Annotated in this window: 26 protein-coding genes; 18 read left to right on the forward strand and 8 right to left on the reverse strand. The window is 72.2% G+C overall.

Annotated elements, in window-relative coordinates:
• Window positions 1-15 precede the first annotated feature (15 nt).
• A complete protein-coding gene (locus ACX27O_RS22700) occupies window positions 16-930 on the reverse strand; it encodes an SDR family oxidoreductase (RefSeq protein WP_210864867.1) in 915 nt (304 codons plus the stop codon).
• A gap of 118 nt (window positions 931-1048) precedes the next feature.
• On the opposite strand from ACX27O_RS22700, the gene ACX27O_RS22705 reads away from it, so the two are divergent.
• The 8 genes from ACX27O_RS22705 (at window position 1049) to ACX27O_RS22740 (ending at window position 8517) form a co-directional block, all read left to right on the forward strand.
• The gene (locus ACX27O_RS22705; RefSeq protein WP_210864866.1) at window positions 1049-1624 is read left to right on the forward strand and encodes a TetR family transcriptional regulator; all 576 of its coding nucleotides are present in this window, start codon (window positions 1049-1051) and stop codon (window positions 1622-1624) included.
• A gap of 111 nt (window positions 1625-1735) precedes the next feature.
• Entirely contained in the window at window positions 1736-2710 is a 975-nt protein-coding gene (locus ACX27O_RS22710) for a Rossmann-like and DUF2520 domain-containing protein (protein WP_458940044.1), read from the forward strand.
• Window positions 2707-3555 carry a pantoate--beta-alanine ligase gene (gene panC / locus ACX27O_RS22715; RefSeq protein WP_210864865.1) on the forward strand — a complete coding sequence of 283 codons (849 nt, stop codon included), beginning with the start codon at window positions 2707-2709 and terminating at the stop codon, window positions 3553-3555. The genes ACX27O_RS22710 and panC overlap by 4 nt, the downstream gene beginning before the upstream one ends.
• 44 nt (window positions 3556-3599) lie before the next feature.
• Window positions 3600-4028 carry an aspartate 1-decarboxylase gene (gene panD, locus ACX27O_RS22720; protein ID WP_030327945.1) on the forward strand — a complete coding sequence of 143 codons (429 nt, stop codon included), beginning with the start codon at window positions 3600-3602 and terminating at the stop codon, window positions 4026-4028.
• Between the two features lie 96 nt (window positions 4029-4124).
• Window positions 4125-5021 carry a septum formation family protein gene (locus ACX27O_RS22725; RefSeq protein WP_358127916.1) on the forward strand — a complete coding sequence of 299 codons (897 nt, stop codon included), beginning with the start codon at window positions 4125-4127 and terminating at the stop codon, window positions 5019-5021.
• A 108-nt stretch (window positions 5022-5129) separates the two neighbouring features.
• Window positions 5130-6827, forward strand: a complete 1698-nt coding sequence (locus ACX27O_RS22730; RefSeq protein ID WP_210859461.1) for an L-aspartate oxidase — start codon at window positions 5130-5132, stop codon at window positions 6825-6827.
• An 11-nt stretch (window positions 6828-6838) separates the two neighbouring features.
• Window positions 6839-7741: a carboxylating nicotinate-nucleotide diphosphorylase gene (gene nadC / locus ACX27O_RS22735; protein WP_247675554.1), complete on the forward strand. Its 903-nt coding sequence runs from the start codon at window positions 6839-6841 to the stop codon at window positions 7739-7741.
• A 17-nt stretch (window positions 7742-7758) separates the two neighbouring features.
• Complete coding sequence (locus tag ACX27O_RS22740; RefSeq protein ID WP_030327937.1) at window positions 7759-8517, forward strand: type III pantothenate kinase; 759 nt, start codon at window positions 7759-7761, stop codon at window positions 8515-8517.
• Window positions 8518-8553: 36 nt separating this feature from the next.
• On the opposite strand, the gene ACX27O_RS22745 is transcribed toward ACX27O_RS22740, so the two are convergent.
• Window positions 8554-9294, reverse strand: coding sequence for a class I SAM-dependent methyltransferase (locus ACX27O_RS22745; RefSeq protein ID WP_210864863.1), 741 nt, complete (start codon window positions 9292-9294; stop codon window positions 8554-8556).
• Between the two features lie 89 nt (window positions 9295-9383).
• Between ACX27O_RS22745 and lysS the strand changes: the two genes are divergently transcribed.
• The 3 genes from lysS (at window position 9384) to ACX27O_RS22760 (ending at window position 14477) form a co-directional block, all read left to right on the forward strand.
• Window positions 9384-10892, forward strand: coding sequence for a lysine--tRNA ligase (gene lysS, locus ACX27O_RS22750; protein ID WP_458940045.1), 1509 nt, complete (start codon window positions 9384-9386; stop codon window positions 10890-10892).
• A 113-nt stretch (window positions 10893-11005) separates the two neighbouring features.
• Window positions 11006-11350: a histone-like nucleoid-structuring protein Lsr2 gene (locus ACX27O_RS22755; protein WP_081883668.1), complete on the forward strand. Its 345-nt coding sequence runs from the start codon at window positions 11006-11008 to the stop codon at window positions 11348-11350.
• 583 nt (window positions 11351-11933) lie between these two features.
• Window positions 11934-14477: an ATP-dependent Clp protease ATP-binding subunit gene (locus ACX27O_RS22760; protein WP_030327930.1), complete on the forward strand. Its 2544-nt coding sequence runs from the start codon at window positions 11934-11936 to the stop codon at window positions 14475-14477.
• Window positions 14478-14749: 272 nt separating this feature from the next.
• Here ACX27O_RS22760 and ACX27O_RS22765 read toward each other — a convergent pair whose 3' ends face one another.
• Complete coding sequence (locus tag ACX27O_RS22765) at window positions 14750-15661, reverse strand: HhH-GPD family protein (RefSeq protein WP_030327928.1); 912 nt, start codon at window positions 15659-15661, stop codon at window positions 14750-14752.
• A 96-nt stretch (window positions 15662-15757) separates the two neighbouring features.
• Here ACX27O_RS22765 and ACX27O_RS22770 point away from each other — a divergent pair, with 96 nt between their 5' ends.
• The 3 genes from ACX27O_RS22770 (at window position 15758) to ACX27O_RS22780 (ending at window position 17674) form a co-directional block, all read left to right on the forward strand.
• Entirely contained in the window at window positions 15758-16270 is a 513-nt protein-coding gene (locus tag ACX27O_RS22770) for a glycine cleavage system transcriptional repressor (RefSeq protein ID WP_030327926.1), read from the forward strand.
• Entirely contained in the window at window positions 16267-16851 is a 585-nt protein-coding gene (locus tag ACX27O_RS22775; protein ID WP_458940046.1) for a peptide deformylase, read from the forward strand. Before ACX27O_RS22770 ends, ACX27O_RS22775 begins: the two co-directional genes overlap by 4 nt.
• Window positions 16852-16957: 106 nt before the next feature.
• A complete protein-coding gene (locus tag ACX27O_RS22780; protein WP_358127909.1) occupies window positions 16958-17674 on the forward strand; it encodes a hypothetical protein in 717 nt (238 codons plus the stop codon).
• Window positions 17675-17680: 6 nt separating this feature from the next.
• On the opposite strand, the gene disA is transcribed toward ACX27O_RS22780, so the two are convergent.
• The 4 genes from disA to ACX27O_RS22800 form a co-directional block, all read right to left on the reverse strand.
• Window positions 17681-18865, reverse strand: a complete 1185-nt coding sequence (gene disA / locus ACX27O_RS22785; RefSeq protein ID WP_030327921.1) for a DNA integrity scanning diadenylate cyclase DisA — start codon at window positions 18863-18865, stop codon at window positions 17681-17683.
• 131 nt (window positions 18866-18996) lie between these two features.
• Window positions 18997-20454, reverse strand: a complete 1458-nt coding sequence (radA, locus tag ACX27O_RS22790) for a DNA repair protein RadA (RefSeq protein WP_030327919.1) — start codon at window positions 20452-20454, stop codon at window positions 18997-18999.
• An 85-nt stretch (window positions 20455-20539) separates the two neighbouring features.
• On the reverse strand, window positions 20540-21289 hold the full coding sequence (locus ACX27O_RS22795) for a hypothetical protein (RefSeq protein ID WP_458940047.1): 750 nt from the start codon (window positions 21287-21289) through the stop codon (window positions 20540-20542).
• Window positions 21290-21429: 140 nt separating this feature from the next.
• A complete protein-coding gene (locus ACX27O_RS22800) occupies window positions 21430-22269 on the reverse strand; it encodes a UbiA family prenyltransferase (RefSeq protein WP_156057241.1) in 840 nt (279 codons plus the stop codon).
• Between the two features lie 46 nt (window positions 22270-22315).
• Here ACX27O_RS22800 and ACX27O_RS22805 point away from each other — a divergent pair, with 46 nt between their 5' ends.
• The 4 genes from ACX27O_RS22805 to ACX27O_RS22820 all read left to right on the forward strand — a co-directional run bounded on the left by ACX27O_RS22805 (window position 22316) and on the right by ACX27O_RS22820 (window position 26111).
• Window positions 22316-23089, forward strand: a complete 774-nt coding sequence (locus tag ACX27O_RS22805; protein ID WP_358127907.1) for a methyltransferase domain-containing protein — start codon at window positions 22316-22318, stop codon at window positions 23087-23089.
• Window positions 23090-23131: 42 nt separating this feature from the next.
• On the forward strand, window positions 23132-24298 hold the full coding sequence (locus tag ACX27O_RS22810; RefSeq protein WP_358127905.1) for an acyl-CoA dehydrogenase family protein: 1167 nt from the start codon (window positions 23132-23134) through the stop codon (window positions 24296-24298).
• 94 nt (window positions 24299-24392) lie between these two features.
• Window positions 24393-25442, forward strand: a complete 1050-nt coding sequence (locus ACX27O_RS22815) for a type III polyketide synthase (RefSeq protein ID WP_030327908.1) — start codon at window positions 24393-24395, stop codon at window positions 25440-25442.
• Between the two features lie 24 nt (window positions 25443-25466).
• Window positions 25467-26111, forward strand: a complete 645-nt coding sequence (locus ACX27O_RS22820; protein WP_357636003.1) for a hypothetical protein — start codon at window positions 25467-25469, stop codon at window positions 26109-26111.
• 9 nt (window positions 26112-26120) lie between these two features.
• On the opposite strand, the gene ACX27O_RS22825 is transcribed toward ACX27O_RS22820, so the two are convergent.
• Entirely contained in the window at window positions 26121-26813 is a 693-nt protein-coding gene (locus ACX27O_RS22825) for a hypothetical protein (RefSeq protein WP_400447987.1), read from the reverse strand.
• Window positions 26814-26947: the final 134 nt, after the last annotated feature.

The following is a 26947-nucleotide window of genomic DNA, read 5'->3' on the forward strand; positions in this document are numbered from 1 at the left end:
CCGGGGTCGTGCCGTTCATGCCGTCCGGAAGTAGTGCCCTTCGTGGAGGTCGGCGATCAGGTCGGGGTGGGTCGGGGTCCAGCCCAGCAGGTCGCGGGTGAGGGCGGACGACGTGGGGTTGTCGATCTGCACGAACGAGCCGAGGAAGCCGAAGTGTTCGTCGGCCTCGGCGGGGCTGATGCTTCGGACCGGGAGGCCGAGGTTGTCGCCGATGGCTGCCGCGATCTGTCGGAAGGGGACGCCTTCGTCGGCGGCTCCGTGCAGGCGCGTGCCGGCTGGGGCCTTTTCGAGGGCGAGTCGGTAGAGCACTGCCGCGTCGAGGGTGTGGACGGCCGGCCACCGGTTGGTGCCCTCGCCGACGTACGCGGCGTAGCCCTTGCGTCGGGCCGCGGCGATGATGGTGCTGATGAAGCCGTAGCGGTCGAGGGAGCTGTGCACCGTGGGTGCGAGCCGGACGATGGAGGAGCGCACACCGCGGGAGCCGAGGCCGGCCACGAAGTTCTCCGCGTCGATCCGGTAGCCGCCGCCCGGGAAGGTGTCGTGTTCGGTGCCGGGGCGGCCGACGATGCCGCCCATCACGAGCATGGCCGTCCCGCCGGTGCCGACCAGGGGTTTGCCGGAGCCGGCCAGGCCGTCGGCGAGTGCGGTGAGGGCGTCCAGGTCGGTCCTGGCGGCACCGGCCAGGTCGCCGTTGACCATGAGGTCGTGGCGGAACGCCAGGTGGATCACGCCGTCGGCGGCGACCGCCTGGTCCCGAAGCACGTCGAGGTCGGCCAGGTCGCCGCGGTGTGCGTGGGCGCCGAGCTTCTCGATGGCGGCGGCGGATGTGTCGGAGCGGGCGAGGCCGACGACCTCGTGCCCGGCGGAGAGCAGTTCCGGGACGACTGCGGAGCCGAGGTGGCCGGAGGCGCCTGTGACGAATACGCGCATGGTGGTTCCTTCGTGAGTGCCGATGTCACCTTGCGACATAACCGTATACCGAGTGATGTCACATCGCGACATCCGGACGAACTTAATGTCGCAGTGTGACGTCGGATACCATCGCCGCATGGCCCGCTGGCAACCGGACGCGCGCGGCCGCCTGGAGGCGGCCGCCTTCGAGCTGTTCCGCGAGCGCGGCTTCGAACAGACCACCGTCGCCGACATCGCCGCCCGTGCCGGCCTCGACAAACGCACCTTCTACCGGCTCTTCGGGGACAAGCGCGAGGCGCTCTTCAGCGGCAGTGGGCGCGTCGAGGAGGTCCTGGTCCAGGCGGTGACCGAGACCGACGCCGGCCCGTTCGAGGCGGTCGTCGCCGCCTTCCGCCGGGTGGCGGAGGAGCTTTTCGCGGACCGTCTCGAACTGGTCCGGGCGCGGCAGGCCATCATCGAGAGCAGCCCGGAGCTGCAGGAGCGTGAACTGCGCAAGACCGGCTCACTCGCCGCCGCCGTCACCGCCGCCCTGCGCGCCAGGGGCCTCGACGAGACCACTGCCACCCTGGCCACCGAGTCGGGCGCGACGGTCTTCCGGGTCGCGTACGCCCGCTGGGTCGCGCCCGGCAGCGACGCCCCGCTCAGCGACCTGATCGCCGAGGTGGCCGCCGAGCTACGCGCCATCACGTCAGCCCCTACCGAAACGCCCTGACGAGCCGTCTCGTCGGTGGTGAAGGTTTTCACACATGCTTGTCCCGGTTCGGCGGGCCGGGCGCATACTTGCGATCGACCGGTACCCCTTCTCGAGGACTGGATCATCGACATGAGCGCACCGATGCGCCCGCGTCCGGCCGCCCCACCCGGGCCTGCCGCGTCGTGGGACAGCGCCGTTCCCGGCGCCCGCGCCACCTCCCGTCTGCTCACCGTCGGTGTCGTCGGCGCGGGCCGTGTCGGCGCCGTGCTGGGTGCCGCGCTCGCCGCCGCCGGGCACCGGGTGGCCGCCGTCTCCGGCAGCTCCGGAGCCAGCCGCGCCCGCCTCGCCCTGCTGCTGCCCGAGGTGCCCCGCCGCCCGGCCGCCGCGGTGGCCCACGCCGCCACCGACCTGCTGCTCGTCGCGGTACCGGACGACCGGTTGGCCGCCGTGGTGGCCGACCTCTCCCAGCGGGGTGCGCTGCACCCGGGCCAGATCGTCGCGCACACCTCGGGAGCGCACGGCCTGGCCGTGCTGGGGCCGGCCGTCTCGGCCGGAGCCCGCCCGCTCGCCCTGCACCCCGCGATGACCTTCACCGGTACGCCGGACGACCTGCCCCGCCTCGACGGCATCTCGTACGGGGTGACCGCCCCGGCGGAGTTGCGCCCGCTGGCCGCCCGACTGGTCGCCGACCTCGGCGGCGTGCCCGAGTGGGTGGCCGAGTCGGACCGCCCGCTCTACCACGCCGCGCTGGCCCACGGCGCGAACCACCTGGTGACCCTGGTCAACGAGGCGACCGACCGGTTGCGCGACGCCGGGGTGTCCCGGCCGGAGAAGGTGCTCGCCCCGCTGCTGCGGGCCGCCCTGGAGAACGCGCTGCGGCTCGGCGACGACGCGTTGACCGGCCCGGTCTCCCGTGGCGACGCGGGCACCGTACGGCGGCACCTGGACCGGTTGGTGGCCACCGCGCCGGAGTCCGTCCCCGCGTACCTGGCGTTGGCCCGTCGTACCGCCGACCGGGCGATCGCCGCCGGCCGCCTCCGGCCGGTGGACGCACAGTCGCTGCTCGGTGTGCTGGCCGACAGCGGTCGGGAGGTGGCGGCATGACCCAGGTGGTGCACACGCGGGCCGAGTTGGCCGAGGCCCGGGCCGGGCTGAAGGGCACGGTCGGGGTGGTGATGACCATGGGTGCGCTGCACTCCGGGCACGAGACGCTGCTGCGCGCGGCCCGGGAACAGGCCGACCACGTGCTGGTGACGATCTTCGTGAACCCGTTGCAGTTCGGGCCGAACGAGGACTTCGACCGCTACCCGCGCACCCTCGACGCCGACCTGGAGGTGTGCCGGCGGGCGGGCGCCGATCTGGTCTTCGCCCCGTCGGTGGCGGACATGTACCCGGACGGGCAGCCCCGGGTCCGCCTCGACCCGGGTCCGCTCGGCGCTGAGCTGGAGGGGGCGAGTCGTCCCGGCTTCTTCCACGGCGTGCTCACCGTGGTGCTGAAGTTGCTCCAGCTCACCCGGCCGGACCTGGCGTTCTTCGGCGAGAAGGACTACCAGCAGCTGACCCTGGTCCGACGGATGGCCCGGGACCTGGACGTGCCGGTCGAGGTGGTCGGCGTGCCGACCGTCCGCGAGCCGGACGGGCTGGCCCTGTCCAGCCGCAACCGCTACCTGAGCGAGTCGGAGCGGGCCGCCGCGCTGAGCCTGTCCGCCGCGTTGCGGGCCGGCGCGCGGGCCGCCGACGACGGTCGGGACGCGGGGGCGGTGCTGACCGCGGCGCACGCCGCGTTTGGTGCCGGTACGCCCGGTGCCCGCCTCGACTACCTGGTGCTCACCGACCCCGACCTGGAACCGGGACCGGTGTCCGGGCCGGCCCGGTTGGTGATCGCCGCCTGGGTGGGTGCCACCCGGTTGATCGACAACGCGGCGATCCACCTCGCCCCGCGCCCCTGACCCGGCCGCACCACCCTCCACCAATCCCGCGAAAGGCCACCCCGATGTTGCGGACCATGCTCAAGTCGAAGATCCACCGAGCCACGGTGACCCAGGCCGACCTGCACTACGTCGGTTCGGTGACGGTGGACGAGGACCTGCTCGACGCCGCCGACCTGCTCCCCGGCGAGCAGGTGGCGATCGTGGACATCACCAATGGCGCCCGGCTGGAGACGTACGTGATCCCGGGCGAGCGGGGCAGCGGCGTGATCGGTATCAACGGTGCCGCCGCGCACCTGGTGCACCCCGGTGACCTGGTCATCCTGATCTCGTACGGGCAGATGGACGACGCCGAGGCCCGGTCGTACCGGCCCCGGGTGGTGCACGTCGACGCCGACAACCGGGTGATCGAGTTGGGTGCCGACCCGGCTGCGGCGGCACCCGGCACGGCCGGGAACCCGGTGCCCAGCCCGTTGGCCGTGTCCGGAGTCTGATCCCGGGTACCACGATTCCGGTCTGTCACCGGACTGTCATTTCCGGTTACCCTGGGCGCGCTGGCGGAAGCCGGTCGGTGGCTGGGGGAGGCCGCGATGCGCCGTGCCATGACGACCCTGTTCGCCGCTGTTGCCGCGGCGGCGCTGCTGGTGGCCTGTGCCGGGTCCGACGGCCTGGACGGTGATCTGACCGACGACTGGGCGGCCCTGCCGGCGCCGTCGGCGTTCACCCCGGCAGCCGGCGTGTGTCACGCCGCCGACTTCACCGATCTGGTCAGCCTGGCCGGCTACCAGCCGGTGGATTGCGCCGGCCCGCACCGGCTGGAGACCGTGCACGTGGGGGCGTTCCCGGTCGAGCGGACGACCGCCCCGGCGGGTGGTTCGGCGGAGTTGCGCGGCGCGTTCGCCGAGTGCGACACCCGGGCGGCCGGCTACCTGGGTGACGACTGGCGGTCGGGCCGGCTGCGGCTGTCAGTGGCGCTGCCCAACGGGCCGGGTTGGGCGGCGGGTTCCCGGTGGTTCCGCTGTGACGTCACCGAGCTGACCACCGTCGAGGCGGCGGCCACCGTGGTGGTCCGGTCGGGCAGTCTGCGGGACGCCTTGAAAGGGCCCACCGCGCTGCGCCTGGGTTGCCAGCAGAGCCGCGCGGGCGCCGGCCGGGGGGTGCAGACGTTGATCCCGGTGGAGTGCGGCGCACAGCACGACGCGGAGTTCGTCGGGGTGTGGCGGGCACCGGATCGGCCGTACCCGACCCGGGACGCCGATTGGCTGCCGCTCTACACGGGTTGTCGCAGCGTCCTCGCCCGGTACGCGGGCGTACCGGACGACGCCACGCTGCGTTTCCGCAGCGGGGTGGTGGTCCGGCCGCCGGGGGCGGGGCGGTGGAAGGTCGGTGATCGGGGGGTCCGCTGCTATCTGTGGCTCAGCGACCGTACGGTGACCGCCTCCCTGAAGGGCGCCGGCCCGGCGGGTCTGCCGGTGCGGACGAAGTGACACTGGCCTGACGGTCGACGCGGCGCGGCGGGCGCCGGACGGCGTCGCCCAAACCACTCGTCCCGCCCCCGCCGCCCCGGGCGAGGACGGTTCGGGTTGACTGGGGGAATGCGTTTCCCGACCGTCGACCTGCCCGCCCTGCCCACGCTGCTGGCCGCGCCAGCGCCCGGCTGGGTGGAGACCACCGACGTGATCGTGGTGGGTTCCGGCGTGGCCGGGTTGACCGCGGCGCTGCACCTGCGCGAGGCGGGTCTGCACGTCACGGTGGTCACCAAGGTCAACATCGACGATGGCTCGACCCGCTGGGCGCAGGGCGGCATCGCCGCCGTGCTCGACCCGGCCGACTCCCCGGCGGCGCATGCCCGGGACACCGAGGTCGCCGGGGTCGGGCTGTGCGACCCGGCGGCGGTCCGGGTGCTGGTCGAGGAGGGCCCGCCCCGGCTGCGTGAGCTGATGCGGATCGGCGCCGAGTTCGACAGACACCCGGACGGCTCGTTGATGTTGACCCGCGAGGGCGGGCACCGGGCGGACCGGATCGTGCACGCCGGCGGAGACGCCACCGGCGCGGAGGTGCAGCGTGCCCTGCACGCCGCCGTGCAGCGCGACCCGTGGATCCGGCTGGTCGAGCACGCCCTCGTGCTGGACCTGCTGCGCGCGCCCGGCGACGGCCCGGACGGGCTCGGCCCGGCGTGCGGGATCACCCTGCACGTGCTGGGTGAGGGCAGCGAGGACGGCGTCGGCGCACTGCTGGCCCGCGCGGTGGTGCTCGCCACCGGCGGAATGGGGCAGGTCTTCTCGGCCACCACCAACCCGGCGGTCTCCACGGGGGACGGGGTGGCGCTGGCGCTGCGGGCCGGCGCGGCGGTGACCGACGTGGAGTTCGTCCAGTTCCACCCGACCGCCCTGATCACCCCGGCCGGCGCGGGGGTGCCCGGGGCCGGGCACGCGCAGCAGCCGCTGGTCTCCGAGGCGTTGCGCGGCGAGGGCGCGTACCTGGTGGACGCGGACGGCAAGCGGTTCATGGTGGGCCAGCACGAGTTGGCCGAGTTGGCCCCCCGGGACGTGGTGGCCAAGGGCATCCACCGGGTGTTGGTGGCCACCGGCGCGGACCACGTCTTCCTCGACGCGCGGCACCTGGGCGGCGACTTCCTGGCCGGTCGGTTCCCCACCATCGTGGCGTCCTGCCTGGCGATCGGCGTGGACCCGGCGACCGACCTGATCCCGGTGGCGCCGGCCGCCCACTACGCCTCCGGCGGGGTCCGGACCGACCTGCGCGGCCGTACCTCCATCCCCGGCCTGTACGCCTGCGGCGAGGTGGCCTGCACTGGCGTGCACGGCGCGAACCGGCTGGCCAGCAACTCGCTGCTGGAAGGGCTGGTCTTCTCCCGGCGGATCGCCGAGGACATCGCGGCCGGCCTGCCCGAGCAGGCCCAGCCGGCGGACGTCGGCGCCTGGCGTGGCGGCACGGGCTGGGTGCTGCCGGCGGAGGTGACGCCGACCCTGCAGCGGGCGATGACCCGGGGGGCCGGGGTGCTCCGATCCGCGGCGACGCTGGCCGAGACGGCCGGGACGTTGACCGAGCTGGGTGTTGCCCGGGGTCGCCCGCGCACCGCCGACTGGGAGGCGACGAACCTGCTGACCGTGGCGTCGACGCTGGTCGCCGCCGCGTACGCCCGTGGTGAGACTCGGGGCTGCCACTGGCGGGAGGACTTTCCGACGGCCGACGAACGGTGGCTGGGCCATCTCGTCGGGGCGGTCGGGGCGCAGGGCCGGGTGACGCAACAGTGGGAGGGGAGTTCACGGTGAGCGCGACGGAGATGGCGTTGACGGGGCCGACGGCGGTGGCGTTGCAGGCGGCCGGACTGGAGCCGGCACAGGTGCGGCAGGTGATCGAGGGCGCGCTGGTCGAGGATCTGGGCCCGGACTTCCTGGACGTCACCAGCGTGGCCACCGTCCCGGCGGAGCAGACCGACACGGCCGACCTGGTGGCCCGCGCGGACGGGGTGTTGGCCGGGATGGCGGTGGCCGCCGCCGTGTTCGAGCTGGTGGGTGAGGTGACGGGCTTCGGTCGTACCGTCGAGGTGTCGGTGCTGGCCCGCGACGGTGAGCGGGTGGCCCGCGGTGACGTGCTGGCGACGGTGACCGGCCCGACCCGGTTGCTGCTGACGGCCGAGCGGACGGCGCTCAACCTGCTCTGCCGGATGTCCGGGGTGGCCACCCACACCCGGGCCTGGGCGGACGCGCTGGCCGGTACGAAGGCGATGGTGCTGGACACCCGCAAGACGACGCCGGGCCTGCGGGCTCTGGAGAAGTACGCGGTGCGGGCGGGCGGTGGCACCAACAAGCGGATGGGCCTCTACGACGTCGCCATGATCAAGGACAACCACAAGCTGGCGGCCGGGGGCATCACGGCGGCCTACCGGCGGGTCCGGGAGGCGTTCCCGGAGGTGCCGGTGCAGGTCGAGGTGACCAGCGTCGACGAGGCGGTGGAGGCGGTGGAGGCCGGGGCGAACTTCCTGCTCTGCGACAACATGACGCCGGAGGCGCTGGCCGAGGCGGTGGCCGCGGTGGGTGACCGGGCGGAGCTGGAGGCGACCGGCGGGCTGACCCTGGAGGTGGCCGGCCGGTACGCGGCCACCGGCGTGGACTTCCTCTCGGTGGGCGCGTTGACGCACTCGTCGCCGATCCTGGACATCGCGATGGACCTGCGTACCGACTAGTTGTCTAGGCTGCGTGCGTGCTGCTCTGCATCGACATCGGAAACACCAACACCGTGCTGGCGACCTTCGACGGCGACAAGCTGGTGCACTCCTGGCGGATCAAGACCGATGCCCGCTCGACGGCGGACGAGCTGGGCCTGAAGTTCCGGGGTCTGCTCGCCGGGGACAACGTCGAGATCACCGGCGTGGCCGCCTGCTCCACCGTGCCGGCCGCGTTGCGGTCGCTGCGGACGATGCTCGGCCGTTACTACGCCGACCTGCCGAGCGTGATCGTGGAGCCCGGTGTGCGGACCGGCGTGCAGTTGGCGATCGACAACCCGAAGGAGGTGGGCGCCGACCGGGTGGTGAACACCCTGGCGGCGTACACCCTCTACGGCGGCCCGTCGATCGTTGTGGACTTCGGCACCACCACCAACTTCGACGTGATCAGCGAGCGCGGTGAGTTCCTGGGCGGCGCGTTCGCCCCGGGTATCGAGATCTCCTTCGACGCGCTGGCCGCTCGGGCGGCGCAGTTGCGCAAGGTGGAGGCCACCAAGCCCCGCTCGGTGATCGGTAAGAACACCGTGGAGTGCCTTCAGGCCGGCCTGTACTTCGGCTTCGCCGGGCAGGTGGACCGGATCGTCGAGCGGATGACCGAGGAGTTGGGCGAGGTGCGGGCGGTGATCGCCACCGGCGGCCTCGCCTCCCTGGTGATCAACGAGTGCCGCACCATCACCCACCACGAGCCGATGATCACGCTGATCGGCCTGCGGATGGTCTACGAGCGCAACCGGTGACCCCGGCCGCCGTCGGGGGCGGCCGTCGGGTGGGCCTCAGCGGCGTCGGGCGCGCAGCACCAGCGTCCGGTACGGCAGCTCGATGGTGTCCCGGCCAGCGAGGGCGGGGTGGGTGTTCAGGAGTTCGGTCAGTTCCCGCTCGACCCGCCGTTGATCGTCCGTGGTGGCGGTGAGCCAGTACGAACGGGTGCGGACCACGCCGCGCAGCTCGTCCGGCGTGAGCGTGCTGTGGTGCCGGAACTCGCGCCGCTCGATCGGGTCGAAGGCGGAGCCGAAGTCGGGGTGGTCGTTGCCCGCCAGGCTGGCTGAGTTGTCGCCGAAGTGGGCGATACGACCCAGCTCGGCCACCCAGTCGACGCTGTCGTCACGGATGTTCCACAGGGGGGCGAAGGTGCCACCGCCACGGAGCACCCGGGCGATCTCGGCGTGCGCGGGCTCCCGGTCGAACCAGTGGTACGCCGTGCCCACCAGCACCGCGTCCGCGGCCGAGTCGGGCAGCGGCAGGGCCTCGGCGGTGCCCGCCAGCGCGGTCGTGCCCGGGGTGCTGACGGCGAGTTGCGCCCGCATCCCCGGATCGGGCTCGACCGGTACGACCTGGTGGCCCAGGGCCAGCACGGCGCGGGTCAGGATGCCGGTGCCGGCCGCGAGATCCACCACCTGGCCCGCCCGCAGCCCGCCGAGGGCCCAGCGGACCGCAGCTTCGGGATAACGTGGCCGAAAGCGGTCATAGTCACTCGCCGCGACGCCGAAGGACAGGGCGTGAGTGTGATCCGCCATGACGGGCAGGTTATCCGGTAACAGCCACCTGAGCGCTTGAGTACGCTCGGGCCTGACCCCCCGTAGTCATCGTGACGAGGAAGCGTGCCGTGAGCGAGCAGAACCCCGTGCCAGTGGACCCCGCCGACGACCTTCCCGAGCAGATGAAGGTCCGCCGGGAGAAGCGGGACCGGATGCTCGCCGAGGGTGTCGAGCCCTACCCGGTCGGCTTCCCCCGCACCACCACCCTGGCGCAGGTCCGGGCGGCCTACGCCGACCTGCCGACCGACACCGCGACCGGCGACCAGGTCGCTCTCACCGGCCGGGTGATCTTCGTACGCAACACCGGCAAGCTCTGCTTCGCGACCCTGCGGGACGGCGACGGCACCGAGTTGCAGGCGATGCTCTCGCTGGACCGGGTCGGGCCGGAGCGGCTGGAGGCGTGGAAGCGCCTGGTCGACCTCGGCGACCACGTCGGCGTCACCGGTGAGGTGATCACCAGCCGCCGGGGTGAGCTGTCGGTGTTGGCCCAGCACTGGGAGATGACGGCGAAGGCGCTGCGACCGTTGCCGGTGGCCCACAAGCCGCTGTCCGAGGAGGCGCGCGTCCGGCAGCGTTACGTCGACCTGATTGTCCGGCCGCAGGCACGGGAGATGGTGCGTACCCGGGCCGCCGCCGTACGCAGTCTGCGCGATTCACTGCACGGGCAGGGCTTCATCGAGGTGGAAACGCCGATGTTGCAACTGCTGCATGGCGGCGCGACGGCTCGACCGTTCGTGACCCACAGCAATGCGTTGAACACCGATCTGTATCTGCGAATCGCTCCCGAACTGTTTCTCAAGCGCGCTGTGGTCGGCGGCGTCGACCGCGTCTTCGAGATCAACCGCAACTTCCGTAATGAGGGTGTCGACTCTTCGCACTCGCCGGAGTTCGCGATGCTGGAGACGTACCAGGCGTACGGCGACTACGACACGATCGGCGAGTTGACCCGTAATCTCGTGCAACAGGCGGCGATCGCGGTGAGCGGTTCGACTGTGGTGACCCACGCCGACGGGCGCGAGTTCGACCTCGGCGGCGAGTGGCGGTCCGTGACGTTGTTCGGTGTGCTTTCCGAAGCGCTGGGCGAGGAGGTCACGGTCCGCACCGAACGCTCACGCCTGGTGGAGTACGCGGACAAGGTCGGATTGGCGGTGGACCCGAAGTGGGGCCCGGGCAAGCTGGCCGAGGAGTTGTTCGAGGAGCTGGTCGTTCCCGGCCTGGAGGCGCCCACCTTCGTCCGGGACTACCCGGAGGAGACCAGCCCGCTCACCCGGGGCCACCGCAGCGAGCCGGGGTTGGCCGAGAAGTGGGACCTCTACGTGCTCGGCTTCGAGCTGGGCACCGGGTACTCCGAGCTGGTCGACCCGATCGTGCAGCGGGAGCGGCTGGTCGCCCAGGCGCAGTTGGCCGCCCGTGGCGACGACGAGGCGATGCGTCTCGATGAGGACTTTCTTCGGGCGATGGAGTATGGAATGCCGCCGGCCGGCGGTATGGGAATGGGAATCGACCGGCTGTTGATGGCGCTGACCGGCCTCGGAATTCGGGAAACGATCCTCTTCCCCTTGGTCCGCCAGGAGTAGTCCGGGCCGGAGCTCACGGCGGGCCGTAACGGGGTCCTATTGACGCGACGAGCGGCGCGGGGGTTATTGTGCTCTAGTTAGCAGGAGCGCCCTGCTCGAAAGGAATGTGGGACGTGGCCAAGCAGATCATTCACAAGCTGGTCGATGACCTGGACGGCGGGGACGCGGACGAGACCGTCAAGTTCGCCCTCGACGGCGTTCAGTACGAGATCGACCTGTCGAGCGCCAACGCCGCGAAATTGCGTGATGCATTTGCCGCGTACGTTGGCGCCGGCACCAAGGTCGGCCGTGGTGGTGTCGTGATCGGTGGGCGGGCTGCCCGCGGTCGCGGTGGCGCGACCGCCGATCGGGAACAGAACAAGGCGATCCGGGAGTGGGCCAAGAAGGCCGGCAAGGACATCTCGGACCGGGGTCGTATCCCCCAGGAGATCGTGGACGAGTTCCACGCGAAGCGCTGACCTGTCAGCAGCGTGGTGGCCAGCCGCCACCGCAGGCGACACCGACGCCGGGCCGGAGGAGTTCTCCGGGCCGGCGTCGCCGTATCCGGGATGTCGCGTCGTGTGCCCGTTCGGGGTGAGTGACCGTTTCGCCGCTGGGGTCGCGGTGGCCGCTCGGGGGCGGCGTCGTCGGGTCCGGTCCGGGCCGGGAAGCAATTCGAGCCGACCGTCGTTGTCCACAACCAGTGGACCAGCTGTCCACAACCTGTGGACAACCTCCCCAGGGTCCGGCGCGACGCTTGTCGCGACCGCCGGTCCGGCCGCCCGGAGCCTCCGGGAGCGCTTCCGGACCCCGGATCGGGCTTCGGTGGCGCCAGTCGGATTTCGCTCTGCGCGTAGCGACAGGGCTACCGGAACACCTCCTGAGCGCGGACGGTTGTTCAAAACGACGTGGAACTGACCCAGACCGGAGACACACGACCTCAGCTGAGTCGGTCAGCGACGATAGAGTAAGGAGGCACGGACGCCCGTCCTGGACGTTCGTGCACCGGCCCCGCCAAGATCTTGACCATCAAGGCGCACGGCACGTGAGGAGCACGAGGGCATGTTCGAGCGGTTCACCGACCGAGCGCGACGGGTTGTCGTCCTGGCCCAAGAAGAGGCCCGGATGCTCAACCACAACTACATCGGTACGGAACACATCCTGCTGGGCCTGATCCACGAAGGTGAAGGCGTCGCGGCTAAGGCCCTGGAGAGCCTCGGCATCTCCCTGGAGGGCGTCCGCCAGCAGGTCGAGGAGATCATCGGCCAGGGCCAGCAGGCGCCGAGCGGGCACATCCCGTTCACGCCGCGGGCGAAGAAGGTGCTGGAGCTGTCGCTGCGCGAGGCGCTGCAGCTCGGCCACAACTACATCGGCACTGAGCACATCCTGCTCGGGCTGATCCGTGAGGGCGAGGGCGTCGCCGCCCAGGTGCTGGTCAAGCTCGGCGCCGACCTCAACCGGGTCCGCCAGCAGGTGATCCAGCTGCTCTCCGGCTACCAGGGCAAGGAGCCTGCCGCGGCGGGCGCCGCGCCGGGTGAGGCCGCGCCGTCGACCAGCCTGGTGCTGGACCAGTTCGGCCGCAACCTGACCCAGGCCGCCCGCGAGGGCAAGCTCGACCCGGTCATCGGGCGCGAGAAGGAAATCGAGCGGGTCATGCAGGTGCTCTCCCGCCGTACCAAGAACAACCCGGTCCTGATCGGTGAGCCCGGCGTCGGTAAGACCGCTGTGGTGGAGGGGCTGTCCCAGAAGATCATCAAGGGCGAGGTGCCCGAGACCCTCAAGGACAAGCAGCTCTACACGCTCGACCTGGGTGCGCTGGTCGCGGGTTCCCGCTACCGCGGTGACTTCGAGGAGCGCCTCAAGAAGGTGCTCAAGGAGATCCGCACCCGCGGCGACATCATCCTGTTCATCGACGAGATCCACACCCTGGTGGGTGCGGGTGCCGCCGAGGGCGCCATCGACGCCGCCAGCATCCTGAAGCCGATGCTGGCCCGTGGCGAGCTGCAGACCATCGGTGCCACCACCCTCGACGAGTACCGCAAGCACCTGGAGAAGGACGCCGCTCTCGAGCGCCGGTTCCAGCCGATCCAGGTGGGTGAGCCGTCGCTGGCCCACACCATCGAGATCCTCAAGGGTCTGCGCGACCGGTACGAGGCCCACCACCGGGTGAGCATCACCGACGCGGCGCTCGTGGCCGCCGCGACGCTGGCCGACCGGTACATCTCCGACCGCTTCCTGCCGGACAAGGCGATCGACCTGATCGACGAGGCCGGTGCCCGGATGCGGATCCGCCGGATGACCGCGCCGCCAGACCTGCGTGACTTCGACGAGCGCATCGCCCAGGTGCGTCGCGACAAGGAGTCCGCGATCGACGCGCAGGACTTCGAGCGCGCCGCCCAGCTGCGCGACAAGGAGAAGCAGCTGCTCGGCCAGAAGGCCCAGCGGGAGAAGGAGTGGAAGGCCGGTGACCTGGACGTCGTCAGCGAGGTTGACGACGAGCAGATCGCCGAGGTGCTCGGCAACTGGACCGGCATCCCGGTCTACAAGCTGACCGAGGAGGAGACCTCGCGCCTGCTGCGCATGGAGGACGAGCTGCACAAGCGCGTCATCGGCCAGGAGGACGCGGTCAAGGCGGTCTCGAAGGCGATCCGGCGTACCCGGGCCGGCCTGAAGGACCCGAAGCGCCCGTCGGGCTCGTTCATCTTCGCCGGCCCGTCCGGTGTCGGTAAGACCGAGCTGTCCAAGGCGCTCGCCGAGTTCCTCTTCGGCAGCGAGGACGCCCTCATCCAGCTGGACATGTCCGAGTTCCACGACCGTTACACGGTCTCCCGGCTCGTGGGTGCCCCTCCCGGCTACGTCGGTTACGACGAGGGCGGGCAGCTGACCGAGAAGGTGCGGCGTCGGCCGTTCTCGGTGGTCCTCTTCGACGAGATCGAGAAGGCCCACCCGGACGTGTTCAACACGCTCCTGCAGATCCTCGAAGACGGTCGGCTCACCGACGGTCAGGGTCGGATCGTGGACTTCAAGAACACGGTCATCATCCTGACCACCAACCTGGGCACCCGAGACGTCGCCAAGGCGGTGTCGCTGGGCTTCCAGCAGTCGGAGGACTCCGAGTCCAACTACGACCGGATGAAGCAGAAGGTCAACGACGAGCTCAAGCAGCACTTCCGGCCTGAGTTCCTCAACCGGATCGACGACACCATCGTCTTCCACCAGCTGCGTCAGACCGAGATCCTCTCGATCGTGGACATCATGATCCAGCGGATCGAGGGCCAGCTGCGGAACAAGGACATGGGTCTGGAGCTGACCGACAACGCCAAGAAGTACCTGGCCGCGAAGGGCTTCGACCCGGTGCTCGGTGCCCGTCCGCTGCGTCGCACGATCCAGCGCGACATCGAGGACAACCTCTCCGAGCGGATCCTGTTCAACGAGCTGACCCCCGGTCAGATCGTGGTGGTCGACTGCGAGGGCGACCCGGACGACATCGACAAGTCCAAGCTCGTCTTCCGGGGCTCGGACAAGCCGGTCGAAGTTCCGGACGCCGTCCCGGCCGATCTCGGTGGCACTGCCGCTGGCACCGCCGCCGCAGGCGTGGACGAGTAGCACAACCGGCAAGGGGCGGGGCCCCGGTGGCGCAAGCCACCGGGGCCCCGCCTTCGTGCGCCACCCGCACGAACAACACCCGCCACCCCGCCGCCGCCCGGCCGACCACCCTCCAGGACCGCCCGACCCGCCCGACCCGTCGCACCCGCTCGGCGGTGGCCTCGTCCCGGTGGAGCGCTTCCGCCCGCAAGATCGCACAACATCCAGGATGTAGTGGCATCCGTCGCGCCTGACACCACTACTTCCAGGATCGAGCACGATCTTGCGGACGGTCAGGTCGTGAGGTCGGCCGTTGGCAGGGAGGGGCCGTCACCGACCAGGCGGAAGGAGTCGGTGCCGGCGGGCTCGACCAGCCCGTCCTGCACCAGGCCGGCGAGGGCGCGGGCGCGCTGCACGTCGTCGGTCCAGACCTGGTCCAGCCGCTGGTGCGGAACCGGTCCGGTGCTGTCCCGCAGCACCCCGAGCAGCAGGCCGCGTACCTGTCTGTCGGTACCCGCGTACCGCTGGGGCCGACGGGTCGGCCCCGCCGGTGCCTGCTGGCCGGACGCCCGCCAGGCGCAGGTCGACTCGACGGGGCAGGCCGTGCAGCGCGGCGACCGGGCGGTGCAGATCACCGCTCCCAGCTCCATGAACGCGGCACTGGCCAGCGCTGCCGCTGCCGGTTCCAGTGGGAGCAGTTCTTCGGTGGCGACCAGGTCGGCGGGTCGGGTGACCGGCCCGGCGTCCGGTTCACCGGCCACTGCCCGGCACACGACCCGGCGTACATTGGTGTCGACCACCGGGTGCCGCTGCCCGTACGCGAAGGCGGCCACCGCCCGCGCGGTGTAGGTGCCGACGCCGGGCAGTGCCAGCAGGTGCTCCAGCCGGTCCGGCACCTGGCCGGCGTGCCGGTCGACGATCGCGACCGCGCATTCGCGCAGCCGCACCGCCCGACGGGGGTAGCCGAGGCGTCCCCACATCCGGATCGCCTCGGCGGGGGTGTCCGCCGCCAACGCGGCCGGCTCCGGCCATCGCGCCAGCCAGGCCTCCCAGGCCGGCACGACCCGGACGACTGGCGTCTGCTGAAGCATGACCTCGCTGACCAGGATGGCCCACGGGGTGACACCGGGCTCGCGCCACGGCAGGTCCCGGGCGTGCTGCTGGAACCATCGGCTGACCGCTGTGGCGAAGTCGGGTTGAGTCATGGCGTCGTCGATGATGTCACGCCCGGCGTTCCCGTTGGGTGGGCGGCTCGGGCGGGGTGCCACGACGTCGTCCGGCGGACGGGGGAGAATGCCCGGATGAACGAGCTCGCGATCACCGTCATCGGTCGGGACCGGCCGGGCATCGTGGCCGACGTCGCGGAGGTGCTGGCCCGACTGGGCGCGAACCTCACCGACAGCACGATGACGCGGCTGCGGGGGCATTTCGCGATGACCCTCATCTGCACCGGCCCGGCCGCCGCCGAGGTCGAGGCCGCACTGGCGTCACTGACCGCCGAGGGCCAGCTGCTGGCGACGGTACGCGCGGTCACACCGGACGGCGACGTGCCGCCGGCCGGTGAGCCGTACGTGATGGCGGTGCACGGTTCGGACCGGATGGGGATCGTCGCGGCGATGACCCGGGTGCTGGTGGACGCCGGGGGGAATGTCACCGACCTGAGCACCCGGTTGACCGGTGAGCTCTACGTGGTCCTGGCGGAGGTCGAGTTGCCGGCCGGGGTGGCGGACACTCTGGTTGACCGGCTACACCGGACGGCTGCCGAGCTGGGCGTGGAGGTCACCCTCCGGCCGGCGGACCCGGATCTGCTGTGACGGGCGAGGAGCGCGTGCCGGACGTCGAGGCGTACACCGGTCTGGGTGACTGGACGCCGGACTCGCTGTTGGTGCCCGGCGTGGTGCGGCCGGTGGTGTCCGCCCCGCACGCGGTGTTGAGCCGGGCCGCTGACGAGGTCGATCCCACCGCCGCGGAGACGGTCCAGTTGGCGGCCGACCTGGTGGCCACGATGCGGGTCTCGCCGGGCTGCGTCGGGCTGGCCGCACCGCAGGTCGGGGTGGGCGCTCGGGTCTTCGCTGTCGACGTGACCGGGCATCCGAAGGCGGTGACGGTGCACGGCACGTTCGTGCTGTGCAACGCGCGGGTGGTCGAGGCGACCCGGTGGAAGCCGGGCCGGGAGGGCTGCATGTCGGTGCCGGACCTGACCGGTGACGTGAAGCGGGCCAGCCGGCTGGTGGTGGAGGGTGACCTGCCGGGCAGTGGCGAGCCGGTCCGGTTGGTGACCGACGGCTTCGAAGCTCGGGCGTTGCAGCACGAGATCGACCACTGCGCGGGGCTGCTCTTCCTGGACCGGGTGGCCGGTGCGCACGCGATCTATCAGCGCAAGGTCTACCTGTGACCAGTGCGTCGTCCGTCCTCAGTGGACGGTGGGGCGTACCCCTCGAATCGGTTCCGGCGCGTCGCGCCGCACTGCCGGGTACGGCGCGGCTACGGTGGAGGGCATCATGCGTCTGACGGTCGGCCCCCTGCCACCCGCCGTGTACTGGCGGCGTCGCGCCGTCGTACTCGGAGCGGGGTTTCTGTTCCTGATTGTCCTGCTCTACTCCTGCACCGGTTCGGATCGGTCCGGCGGTCAGAAGCCGACGGCGGGAGGCACCCCGTCGGCGACGTCCTCCGCGACGTCTGATCCCGGCGGGCCGGTGTTGACACCGCAGACCGGGTCTCCGTCACCGCCCGCGCCCGCTGATTCGACTGCGACGACTCCGAGCCCGGCGATCACCAGCAACACCCCGCCGCTGGGCGCGGCGGCCGGTTCGGAGGACGACGGCACCTGCACCGACGGGGAGATCAGCGTGGTCTCGTCGGCGAGCCAGACCTCGGTGCAGCGAGGCGCGGTGGTCGAGCTGCAACTGAAGATCAAGAACACGTCGGACCGGACGTGCAGTCGCAACGTCGGCGCCGACCTGCAGGAGATCTTCATCAAGTCCGGTGCCGAGAAGGTCTGGTCGTCGGACACCTGCGGCAAGGTCCAGGGGTCGGACGTGCAGTCCTTCACGCCGGGCTTCGTGCGCTCCTACGAGGTTCCGTGGAACGGGCGGGACACCAGCCGCTGCGACGGTGCGCTGGCCGGTGGGCCGTTCGCGCCGGTCGGGTCGTATCAGGTGTTCGCCAGGGTCGGCACGAAGCTCAGCGAGCCGGTGAAGCTGACCGTCACCGGCTGAGCCCGCTCAGACGTAGCGTTCCAGGATGGATGCCTCGGCGAGCCGGGACAGCCCTTCACGGACGCCACGGGCCCGGGCGTCGCCGACCCCTTCGACGGCTTGCAGGTCCTCCACTGTCGCGCCGAGCAGCCGCTGGAGGCTGCCGAAGTGCAGCACCAGGCGGTCGACCACCGCCACCGGGAGCCGGGGCACCTTGGCCAGCAGTCGGAAGCCGCGCGGACTGACCGCGGCGTCGAGCGCGTCGGACGCCGCCGGGTAGCCGATCGCCTTGGCGACCGACACCAGGTCGATCAGCTCGGTGGCACCGAGCAGGTCCAGCTCGACAAGAGCCTCGTCCAGGGTGCGGGACTTGCGGCCGACCGGGAGGTAGTCCCGGATGACCAAGGTCCGGTCGGCGTCCACGCCGGCCATCAGCTCGTCGAGTTGCAGGGCGAGCAGGCGGCCGTCGGTGCCCAGCTCCACCACGTAGCCCGCGATCTCGTCGGCGATCCGGCGGACCATCTCCAGTCGCTGCACCACTGCCACCGCGTCGCGCACGGTGACCAGATCCTCGATCTCCAGGGCGGAGAGCGTGCCGGAGACCTCATCCAGCCGGAGCTTGTAGCGCTCCAGGGTGGCGAGCGCCTGGTTGGCGCGGGAGAGGATGGCCGCCGAGTCGTCGAGCACGTGTCGTTGGCCGTTGACGTAGAGGCTGATGATCCGCATGGACTGGCTGACCGAGATGACCGGATAGCCGGTCTGGCGGGCCACCCGCTCGGCGGTGCGGTGCCGGGTGCCGGACTCTTCGGTCGGGATGGACGGGTCAGGCATCAGGTGCACGGCGGCCCGGACGATCCTGGTGCCGTCGCTGGAGAGCACAACGGCGCCGTCCATCTTGCACAGCTCGCGCACCCGGGTCGCGGAGAACTCCACGTCCAGCGGGAAGCCGCCGGTGCACAGGCCCTCGACCACCTTGTCGTAGCCGAGCACGATGAGCGCACCCGTGCGACCCCGCAGAATGCGCTCCAGACCGTCGCGCAGGGCGGTGCCCGGGGCCATCAGGGCGAGGTTGGCCCGCAGCGGATCTCCGGCGCTCCCGGCGGCCCCCGCAGTCACGCTCACGCTGATCGGGCGGGCGGGCGAGCCCACGGCGCCGGTGCGGGCCTGGGGCGGCGCGCCGGCTGGCTTGGTGGTATCGCGGTCGATCGGCACGGGCACAGTCTACGGACTGCCGTGCGGTGGGTGCTGTCGTGGTTACTGTGATGTGTCACGATGCCGCCCTCTCCGGCGTTTCCCGCTTACGACCCGCTGTCCGGTTTCGCCGCCCTCGTCGGCACGGTGGGTCACTCGGCGGACGCACGGGCCGCATGGTGCAGCGCCGAACGGACGTCGGTGACCTCGGTCACCCGCATCTGCTCGGGCCCGGCGCCGGTGCTGGCCGGGCCGCAGCCGGGCGGCACCAGGGCCACCTTGAACCCCAGCCGGGCCGCCTCGGCCAGTCGGCGCGGCACCGCCCCGACCCGCCGCACCTCGCCCGTCAGCCCCACCTCACCGATCGCCACCAGGTGCGGCGCGATCGCCAGGTTGAGCCCGCCGGAGGCGACCGCCAGGGCCACTGCCAGGTCGGCGGCCGGCTCCACCACCCGGATCCCGCCCACGGTGGCGGCGAAAACCTCCCGGTCGTGCAGGGTCAGCCGCTCGGTGCGCCGTTGCAGCACCGCGAGCACCATCGCCAGTCGCGCCGAGTCGAGGCCGGAGACGGTGCGTCGGGGAGAGCCCGCCACCGTCGCGCCGATCAGCGCCTGCACCTCGGTGACCAGGGCCCGCCGGCCTTCCATTGCCACCGTGACGCAGGTGCCCGGGACCGGCTCCGCGTAGCGGGTCAGGAACAGCCCGGACGGGTCGGCCAGGCTGCTGATGCCGCCCTCGTGCATCTCGAAGCAGCCGACCTCGTCGGCCGCGCCGAACCTGTTCTTCACGCCGCGCACCAGGCGCAGCGACGAGTGCTTGTCGCCCTCGAAGTGCAGCACCACATCGACCAGGTGCTCAAGCACCCGAGGCCCGGCCACCTGGCCGTCCTTGGTGACGTGCCCGACCAGCACGGTGGCGATGCCCCGCTCCTTGGCGACCGACACCAGCGCCGCGGTGACCGCGCGGACCTGGGTCACCCCACCGGGCACCCCTTCGGTGCCGGTCGTCGAGATGGTCTGCACCGAGTCGAGCACCAACAGGCCCGGCTTGACCGCGTCGAGGTGCCCGAGCACCGAGGCCAGGTCGCTCTCCGCGGCGAGGTAGAGCTGCTCGTGCAGGGTGCCCATCCGCTCGGCGCGCAGCCGCACCTGACTCACCGACTCTTCGCCGCTGACCACCAGCGAAGGGCTGCCGGCATTGACCGCCCACTGCTGTGCCACATCGAGCAGGAGGGTCGACTTGCCCACGCCGGGCTCGCCGGCGAGCAACACCACGGCACCGGGGACCAGGCCGCCGCCGAGCACCCGGTCCAGCTCGCTGACCCCGGTGGGACGGGCGCGGGCCGGAGCGGCGCTGATGGTGGCGATCGGCCGGGCCGGCTCGGCCGGCATCCGGGAGCTGACCACCCGACCGGAGACGGTCGGGCCGGTCACCGTGCTCTCGACCACCGCCCCCCACTCGCCGCACTCCGGGCAGCGCCCCACCCACTTGGGCGGCTGGTGCCCGCAGGCGTCGCACTGGTAGGCCGGACGCGGCTCGCGGGCGGCGGACCGAGCACGGGCGGCACCGGCCGTGCCGCCACGCGGAGGGGTCGATCGGGACGTGGTCACATCAGGACGCTAGCCCCCGCGTACGACGAAAACACCCCGGCGTGGTGGTCACCACGCCGGGGCGTTCGTCGATGTGCGCTACGGGTCACTCGTGGGTCGTGCCGCCCTCGTCGCCCTCGTAGCCGCCCTCGCGCTCGATGATCGGCGACGGAGGGGCCGCCGGGGTGAGCGGCACCGCGACCGGCGCCTGGCCGGTGACCGTGTTGCCGTTGCCGAAGTCGAAGGTCACCACGACGTTCTGACCGGAGCGCAGCGCCTCGGTCAGGCCGATCAGCCGGAGCTGCGAGGTGGCCTCGGAGTTGAACTGGATGTAGCTCAACGGCGCCAGCTCGATCCGGGCCGGCTGGCCCGGAGCGGCCGGACTGGCCGAACCGGACGCCCGCGCCGACTCCGGGGCGGACGGCGTCGCCGACGGGCTCGGCGAACCCGAGGTGGAGTTCGACGGGCTGGCCGAACCGGACGGCGACGGGCTCTCCGAGGCGGATTCCGAGGCGGATGGCGACGGGCTCGCCGAGCCGCCGCTGATCACCACCTCGCGGGCGCTCTCGGTGGTGACGGTGACCGTCACCGTCTCCTTGGAGTCGTTGTAGATCACTGCGCCGAGGCCGGCGTCCTGCCCGGCCCGGTAACCCTCGGTGCCCGGGTAGTCCACCAGCAGGCCCCGCACCGAGAAGGAACCGTTGTCGGTCGTGAGGTTGACGCCCTGGACCGACGGCTCCTTCAACGCGGTCTCGGCGATCTGACCGGCGCCGCATCCCGAAGCCAGCAGGCTGGCCGCCGCAATCCCGGACAGCAACAGGGCCGCCCGCCGGGATCCCCTGATCGAGCGCGTCACGTCGGTCCTCCTCGTCACAATCCCCACCCGGGCCGTACGCCGGGCACGGTGGCCATACCCGCGCAGACCGCGCTCCAGGGTAGTTGGGGCTGATCGAGGCCCGCACGCGGACCCGGCAATGCCACCTGGCCGGGTGGCGTTCAGACCACCCGACCGCTCGCCACCAGCAGAACCACGTCGATGAGGGCCACCAGCATGACCGCCCGGAAGGCCGCCACCGGCCGCTGACCGGCCCGGCTCGCCGAGCGTCCGGCGTACCAGCTCAGTGGCGGCACCACGGCGGCCGTGCCGACCGCCGCCCAGCCGATCGCCGACGGCGGCCCTGGTGGTCCGAGGACCAGGGCCGCGGTCGCCGCGAGCAGGAGACCCGCCGCGGCCACCCGGCTGCCGGCGGCGCCCAACCGGTGGGGCAGGCCGCGCACGCCGGTGCGGGCGTCGTCGGCCAGGTCGGGCAGCACGTTGGCGAAGTGCGCGCCGGCGCCCAGACAGGCCGCCGCCGCCACCAGCCAGACGGGCGGGGCCGGCTGACCGGGCAGTGCCAGCACCACGAAGGCGGGCAGCGCGCCGAACGACACGGCGTAGGGCAGCACCGAGAACGCGGTGGCCTTGAGCGGCCAGTCGTAGAGCAGGGCGGAGACCAGGGCGAGGGTCAGCCAGAACGCCGCCGCCGGGTTCGTGGTCAGCGCCAGCAGAGGGCAGGCCACTGCGGCCACCACGGCGGCCCAGGCCGTGACGCGCCGACCGACCGCGCCACTGGCGACCGGCTTGTCGGTACGCCCCACAGTGGCGTCCCGCTCGGCGTCCAGCGCGTCGTTGGTCCAGCCGACAGCGAGCTGGCTCGCCAGCACGGCGAGCACCACCGAGACGATTCCGGCCGGCCGGTGGCCCACTCCCCACGCCAGCAGACCGGCCACCGTGGTCACCGCCGCGGCCGGTTCCGGATGGCTCGCTCTGACCAGCCCTAACACCCTCGACGACATAAGGGAAGTCTGGTCGTTACCGAGCAGTCGTGCCACGCTCGGTTCCATGCGAGACGTGGCTGCGGCCGGGGCGTCCACCGGGCCGAGGGTGCTGCCGCGAAACGATCCGCGTCAGTACGACGATCTGGCCGGTGAGTGGTGGCGGCCCGACGGCGCGTTCGCGATGCTGCACTGGTTGGCGGAGGCGCGTGCGGCGCTGGTGCCGCCGGCCACCCGTGCGGGCGCGGTGCTCGTCGATCTGGGTTGCGGTGCCGGCCTGCTCGCGCCGCACCTGGCCGGCAGGGGCTACCGCCACGTCGGGGTGGATCTGACCCGCTCGGCACTCGTCCAGGCGGCCGAGCACGGGGTCAGCGTGATCCAGGGTGACGCCACCGCCGTTCCGCTGCCCGACGGCTGTGCCGACGTGGTCTCCGCCGGCGAGTTGCTGGAGCACGTGCCGGATTGGCCACGGGCGGTGGCCGAGGCGTGCCGGCTGTTGCGCCCGGGTGGCGTGCTGGTGCTGGACACCCTGAACGACACGGCGCTGGCCCGGCTCGTCGCGGTCCGGATCGCCGAACGGCTGCCGACGGTGCCGCGTGGCATTCACGATCCTCGGTTGTTCGTGGACGCCCGGGCGCTGGTCGCCGAGTGCGCCCGGCACGGTGTCGACCTGCGGTTGCGCGGCATCCGGCCGCAGGTCGGCGGGGTGCTCGCCTGGCTGTTGCGCCGCGCCCGCGCGACCGGAACGCCTGGTGCGGTGCCCGCCGGTCGGGCGCCGCGCATCGTGCCGACCCGCTCCACCGCCGTGCTCTACCAGGGCCGGGGGGTCCGCAAAGGATAGTCAGGCCGTGGCGGGGGTATGGAACGCCAAGGAGGGGACGAGATGACGGTGCACGCGCTTGAGGCAGCTCGCCGGTTGGCACCACGGTTCGCCGCGCGCGCGGCCGAGCACGACCGGGACGGTTCCTTCCCTGTGGACGACTTCGCCGACCTGCGCGAGGCCGGCCTGTTCGGGCTGATGGTGCCCCGGGCGCTCGGCGGGCTGGGCGCCACCTTCGCCGAGTACGCCGCGGTGGCCACTGAGCTTGCCCGAGGCAACGGTGCGACAGCCCTGGTGTTCAACATGCACGCCTCGGTGACCGGTGCGCTCGGTGCGGTCACCGAGGAGTTGGCCGAGGCGCTGGGCGTACCGGACGAGGCGCTGGCCGCCCGCGACCGGCTGCTCAGCGCGGCGGCGCAGGGCTCCTGGTACGCGGTCGCGATGAGCGAGCGGGGCGCGGGCGCGCGGTTGTCCCAGCTGAGCACCTCGTACACGCCGGTCGACGGGGGCTGGCAGCTCAAGGGCAGCAAGACCTTCTGCTCCGGTGCCGGGCACGCGGACGGCTACCTGGTGGCGGCACGCAGCTCTGCCGACCAGTCGGTGGTGTCCCAGTTCCTGGTGCCGGCCGGTGACGGGCTGACAGTGGAGCCGACCTGGGATTCGCTCGGCATGCGCGCCACCTCCTCCCACGACCTGCACCTGGACGTCAGCGTGCCCGCCGACCGGCTGCTCGGTGGGGTGGAAGGGCTGGCGCTGGTGGTCGCCCAACTGATGCCGCACTGGCTGGTGGCCAGCTACGCGGCGGTCTACGTGGGGGTGGCCCGCGCGGCGATCGACGCGGCGGCCGAGCACCTCAACGCCCGCAATCTGGCCGGTCTGCCGGCGGTGCGGGCCCGGCTGGGTCGGGCGGACGCGGCGACGGCCGCCGCGCAGCTGGTGGTGGCGGAGGCGGCCCGCCGGGTGGACGAGGCGCCCGGTGACGAGGAGACCAACCGGTGGGTGTGGCGGGCGAAGCTGCTGGCCGGCACCACAGCCGCCGAGGTGGCGGCGTCGGTGTTGGAGGCGGCGGGCACCTCGGCGACCCGCCGTGGTCATCCGCTGGAGCGGCTCTACCGCGATGCCCGCTGCGGGTCACTGCACCCGGCCACGTCGGATGTCTGCGCCGACTGGCTCGGCATCGCCGCACTGGGTGGCGACCCGGATCGTGACGGATCGGCACCACGTTGGTGAGCCCGCGCCACCGGGCTCGTACGGGAGAACGACCAGCCGGGGTGGCTGGTGGGACGGCCAGGGGGAGGACAGCATCTGACGAGAGGTGGGGATCGTGTCCGTACCAGTGATCGCGGGGCTCGGGACAGCGCAGCCGCCGTCCGCTTCGCAGGACGAGTTGTGGGAGGGCTTCTTCTCCCGGCACTTCTCCGGCACCACCCGGTCGTTGGCGCAGCGAATTTTCGCCAACTCCGGGGTGACCCGGCGGCAGGCTGCGGTGAACCCGCTGCTGGAGGACGTTTCGGACTGGCCGACCGAGCGCCGGATGCGCCGCTACCAGGTGGAGGCGCTGCCGTTGGGCAAGGAGGCGGTGGGCCGCGCGTTGACAGCCGCCGGGTTGAGCGCCGGCGACATCGGGCTGTTCATCGTCTGCTCCTGCACCGGGTACGCCACTCCGGGGCTGGACATCCTGCTCGCCCGGGACCTGGGCATGGCCGCGGACACCCAGCGGATGGTCATCGGCCACATGGGTTGTTACGCGGCACTGCCGGGTCTCGGCGCGGCGAGTGACTTCGTCACCGCCCGGGGGCGTCCGGCGCTGCTGCTCTGCGCGGAGCTGACCAGCCTGCACATCCAGCCGTCCAGCGCCCGGGTGGACACCCAGCAGATCGTCTCCCACGCGCTCTTCTCGGACGCCGCGGTCGCCGCCGTGGTCGTGCCGGGCGGCCCGGGGTACGCGGTGCGCGAGGTCACCGCCGTCACCGACACCTCGACCGCCGATCACATGACCTGGGACGTCACCGACGCGGGGTTCCGGATGGGGCTGTCGCCGAAGGTGCCGCAGGTGCTGTCCAGGCACGTCCGTGGGCTCGTCGACGAGCTGTTGGCCCGGCACGGCGTCACCAGCTCCGAGGTGGACGGTTGGGCGGTGCACCCGGGCGGGCCGCGGATCCTCAACGTGGTCGAGCGGGAGCTGGCGCTGCCCCCGCTGGGGCTGGCGGCGTCCCGGGCGACGCTCGACGAGCACGGCAACTGCTCGTCGCCGACGGTGCTGCTGATCCTGGACCGGTTGGGCCGGGCGACACCGGCGGCCCGGCGCATCGTCATGCTGGCCTTCGGCCCCGGCCTCACCCTGTACGCCGCCCTTCTCGATCGACAGGACTGAACCTCCGACCGGTACGCTCGTGCCGTGGATGCGACCTTGGGCGATCGGCTGCGTTCGGTGGTGCTGTTCGGCGCCGCGGCGGCCGTCCTGGTCGTCGGTGGCTGGTGGTGGCACGCTGCCGAACCGTCGTCGACGGCCGGGGCGGCTGCCACTCCCTCGGCGGCGCCGAGGGCCGAGCAGAGCGTCAGCACCCCGTTGGAGCGGGCCATGGCGGGGGCGGAGCCCGACGAGCGGGTGACGGTGCGGCTGGACCCGGACAGCGGCGAGATTACCCGGGGGCGGAACGGCGCGTGGGCGGTGCTCGACCCGGCAACGGGCTCGCCCACCGAGACCGAGGGCGGCCCCGCAGTGCTCTCCCCTGCTGGTGAACTGCCACAGTTCCACGAGACGATCTGGCGGGAGGAGCGGGAGCTGGCTCCTGGTCAGGAAGTGACCCGGCAGGCCGGCAACGGCGCCGACCGCTACCTGCTCCAGTACCGGTGCACCCGGCTCGGCACGATGGTCGTGACGAGCGCCGGGGCCAGGATCGCCGGCGAGTCGCGCATCGACTGCGACGGCACGATCGCCACTGCCGAGGTGCTGTCCGAAAACGGGTCGTTCCTGGTGTCGCTGTCGGCCGTCGACCGGCCCATAGACATCGAGGTGCGGCTCGTCGCGCTGCCCCGCTAGATCCGGCGCTCAGGCGGTGAGGGCGCTCAGGTCGCTCCGGTAGGACTCGACGGTGCCCAGGTCGGGCAGGACCCGGGTCACTGTGCCGGCCCTGTTGACAAGCAGGGCGGTGGCGGTGCCGGGCCGGGCCGGTTGACCCAGGAACGAGCGCAGCCCGCCGGCCGGGTCGGCCAGGACGTGCGCCTGCCGCTGGGTGGTCGGCCCGGCCGGGGCGCTGCGCCCTGCGGTGACGGTGACCACGGAGACGTCGGCGGGTGCTGCTGCCAGGGCCTCGCTGACCCGGTCCGGGCAGGGGCAGCCGTCCAACAGGATGATCATGGCGGGTAGCAGGCCGCGCAGTGGCACTGGTGCGTCCTGGGCGTCGACCAGGTCCAGTGCGGGCAGCGCCTGCCCGGTCAGGCTGGCCGGTGGTGAGTAGGGGGTCGGGCTCGGGCGCTCGGTGCCGCGGTTGGCCCGGGGCCAGGTGACCACCAGCAGGCCGGCCAGCGTGGTGACGACCGCCACCAGCAGGACCAGCAGCGGCAGCCCCAGAGCCCGGTGACCGCCGGGGAGGCCGCTGGCCCGACGGAGCTCACGGCGGACCTGGGCCGCCTCGGCGGCCAGCGCGGAGGCGTCGTCCGGGACCACCACCCGGCCCCATTCGGGAGGCAGGCCGGGCAGGCCGTCGGCTGGCCCGTTACCTTCTGCGTCCGGCTTGCCCATCGGACCTCCTGGAAGCGTCTCGAGAGCTGAGTGCGGCTCGGTCTCCAGGGTCGCGCACCGGGGGCTCCTCCCGCTACATCTGGGCGCGGTCCGGCTGGCCGGGCTACCATGGGAGGAGCGCATAGCCCTTGATC

The organism is Micromonospora sp. SD19 (assembly GCF_054462275.1).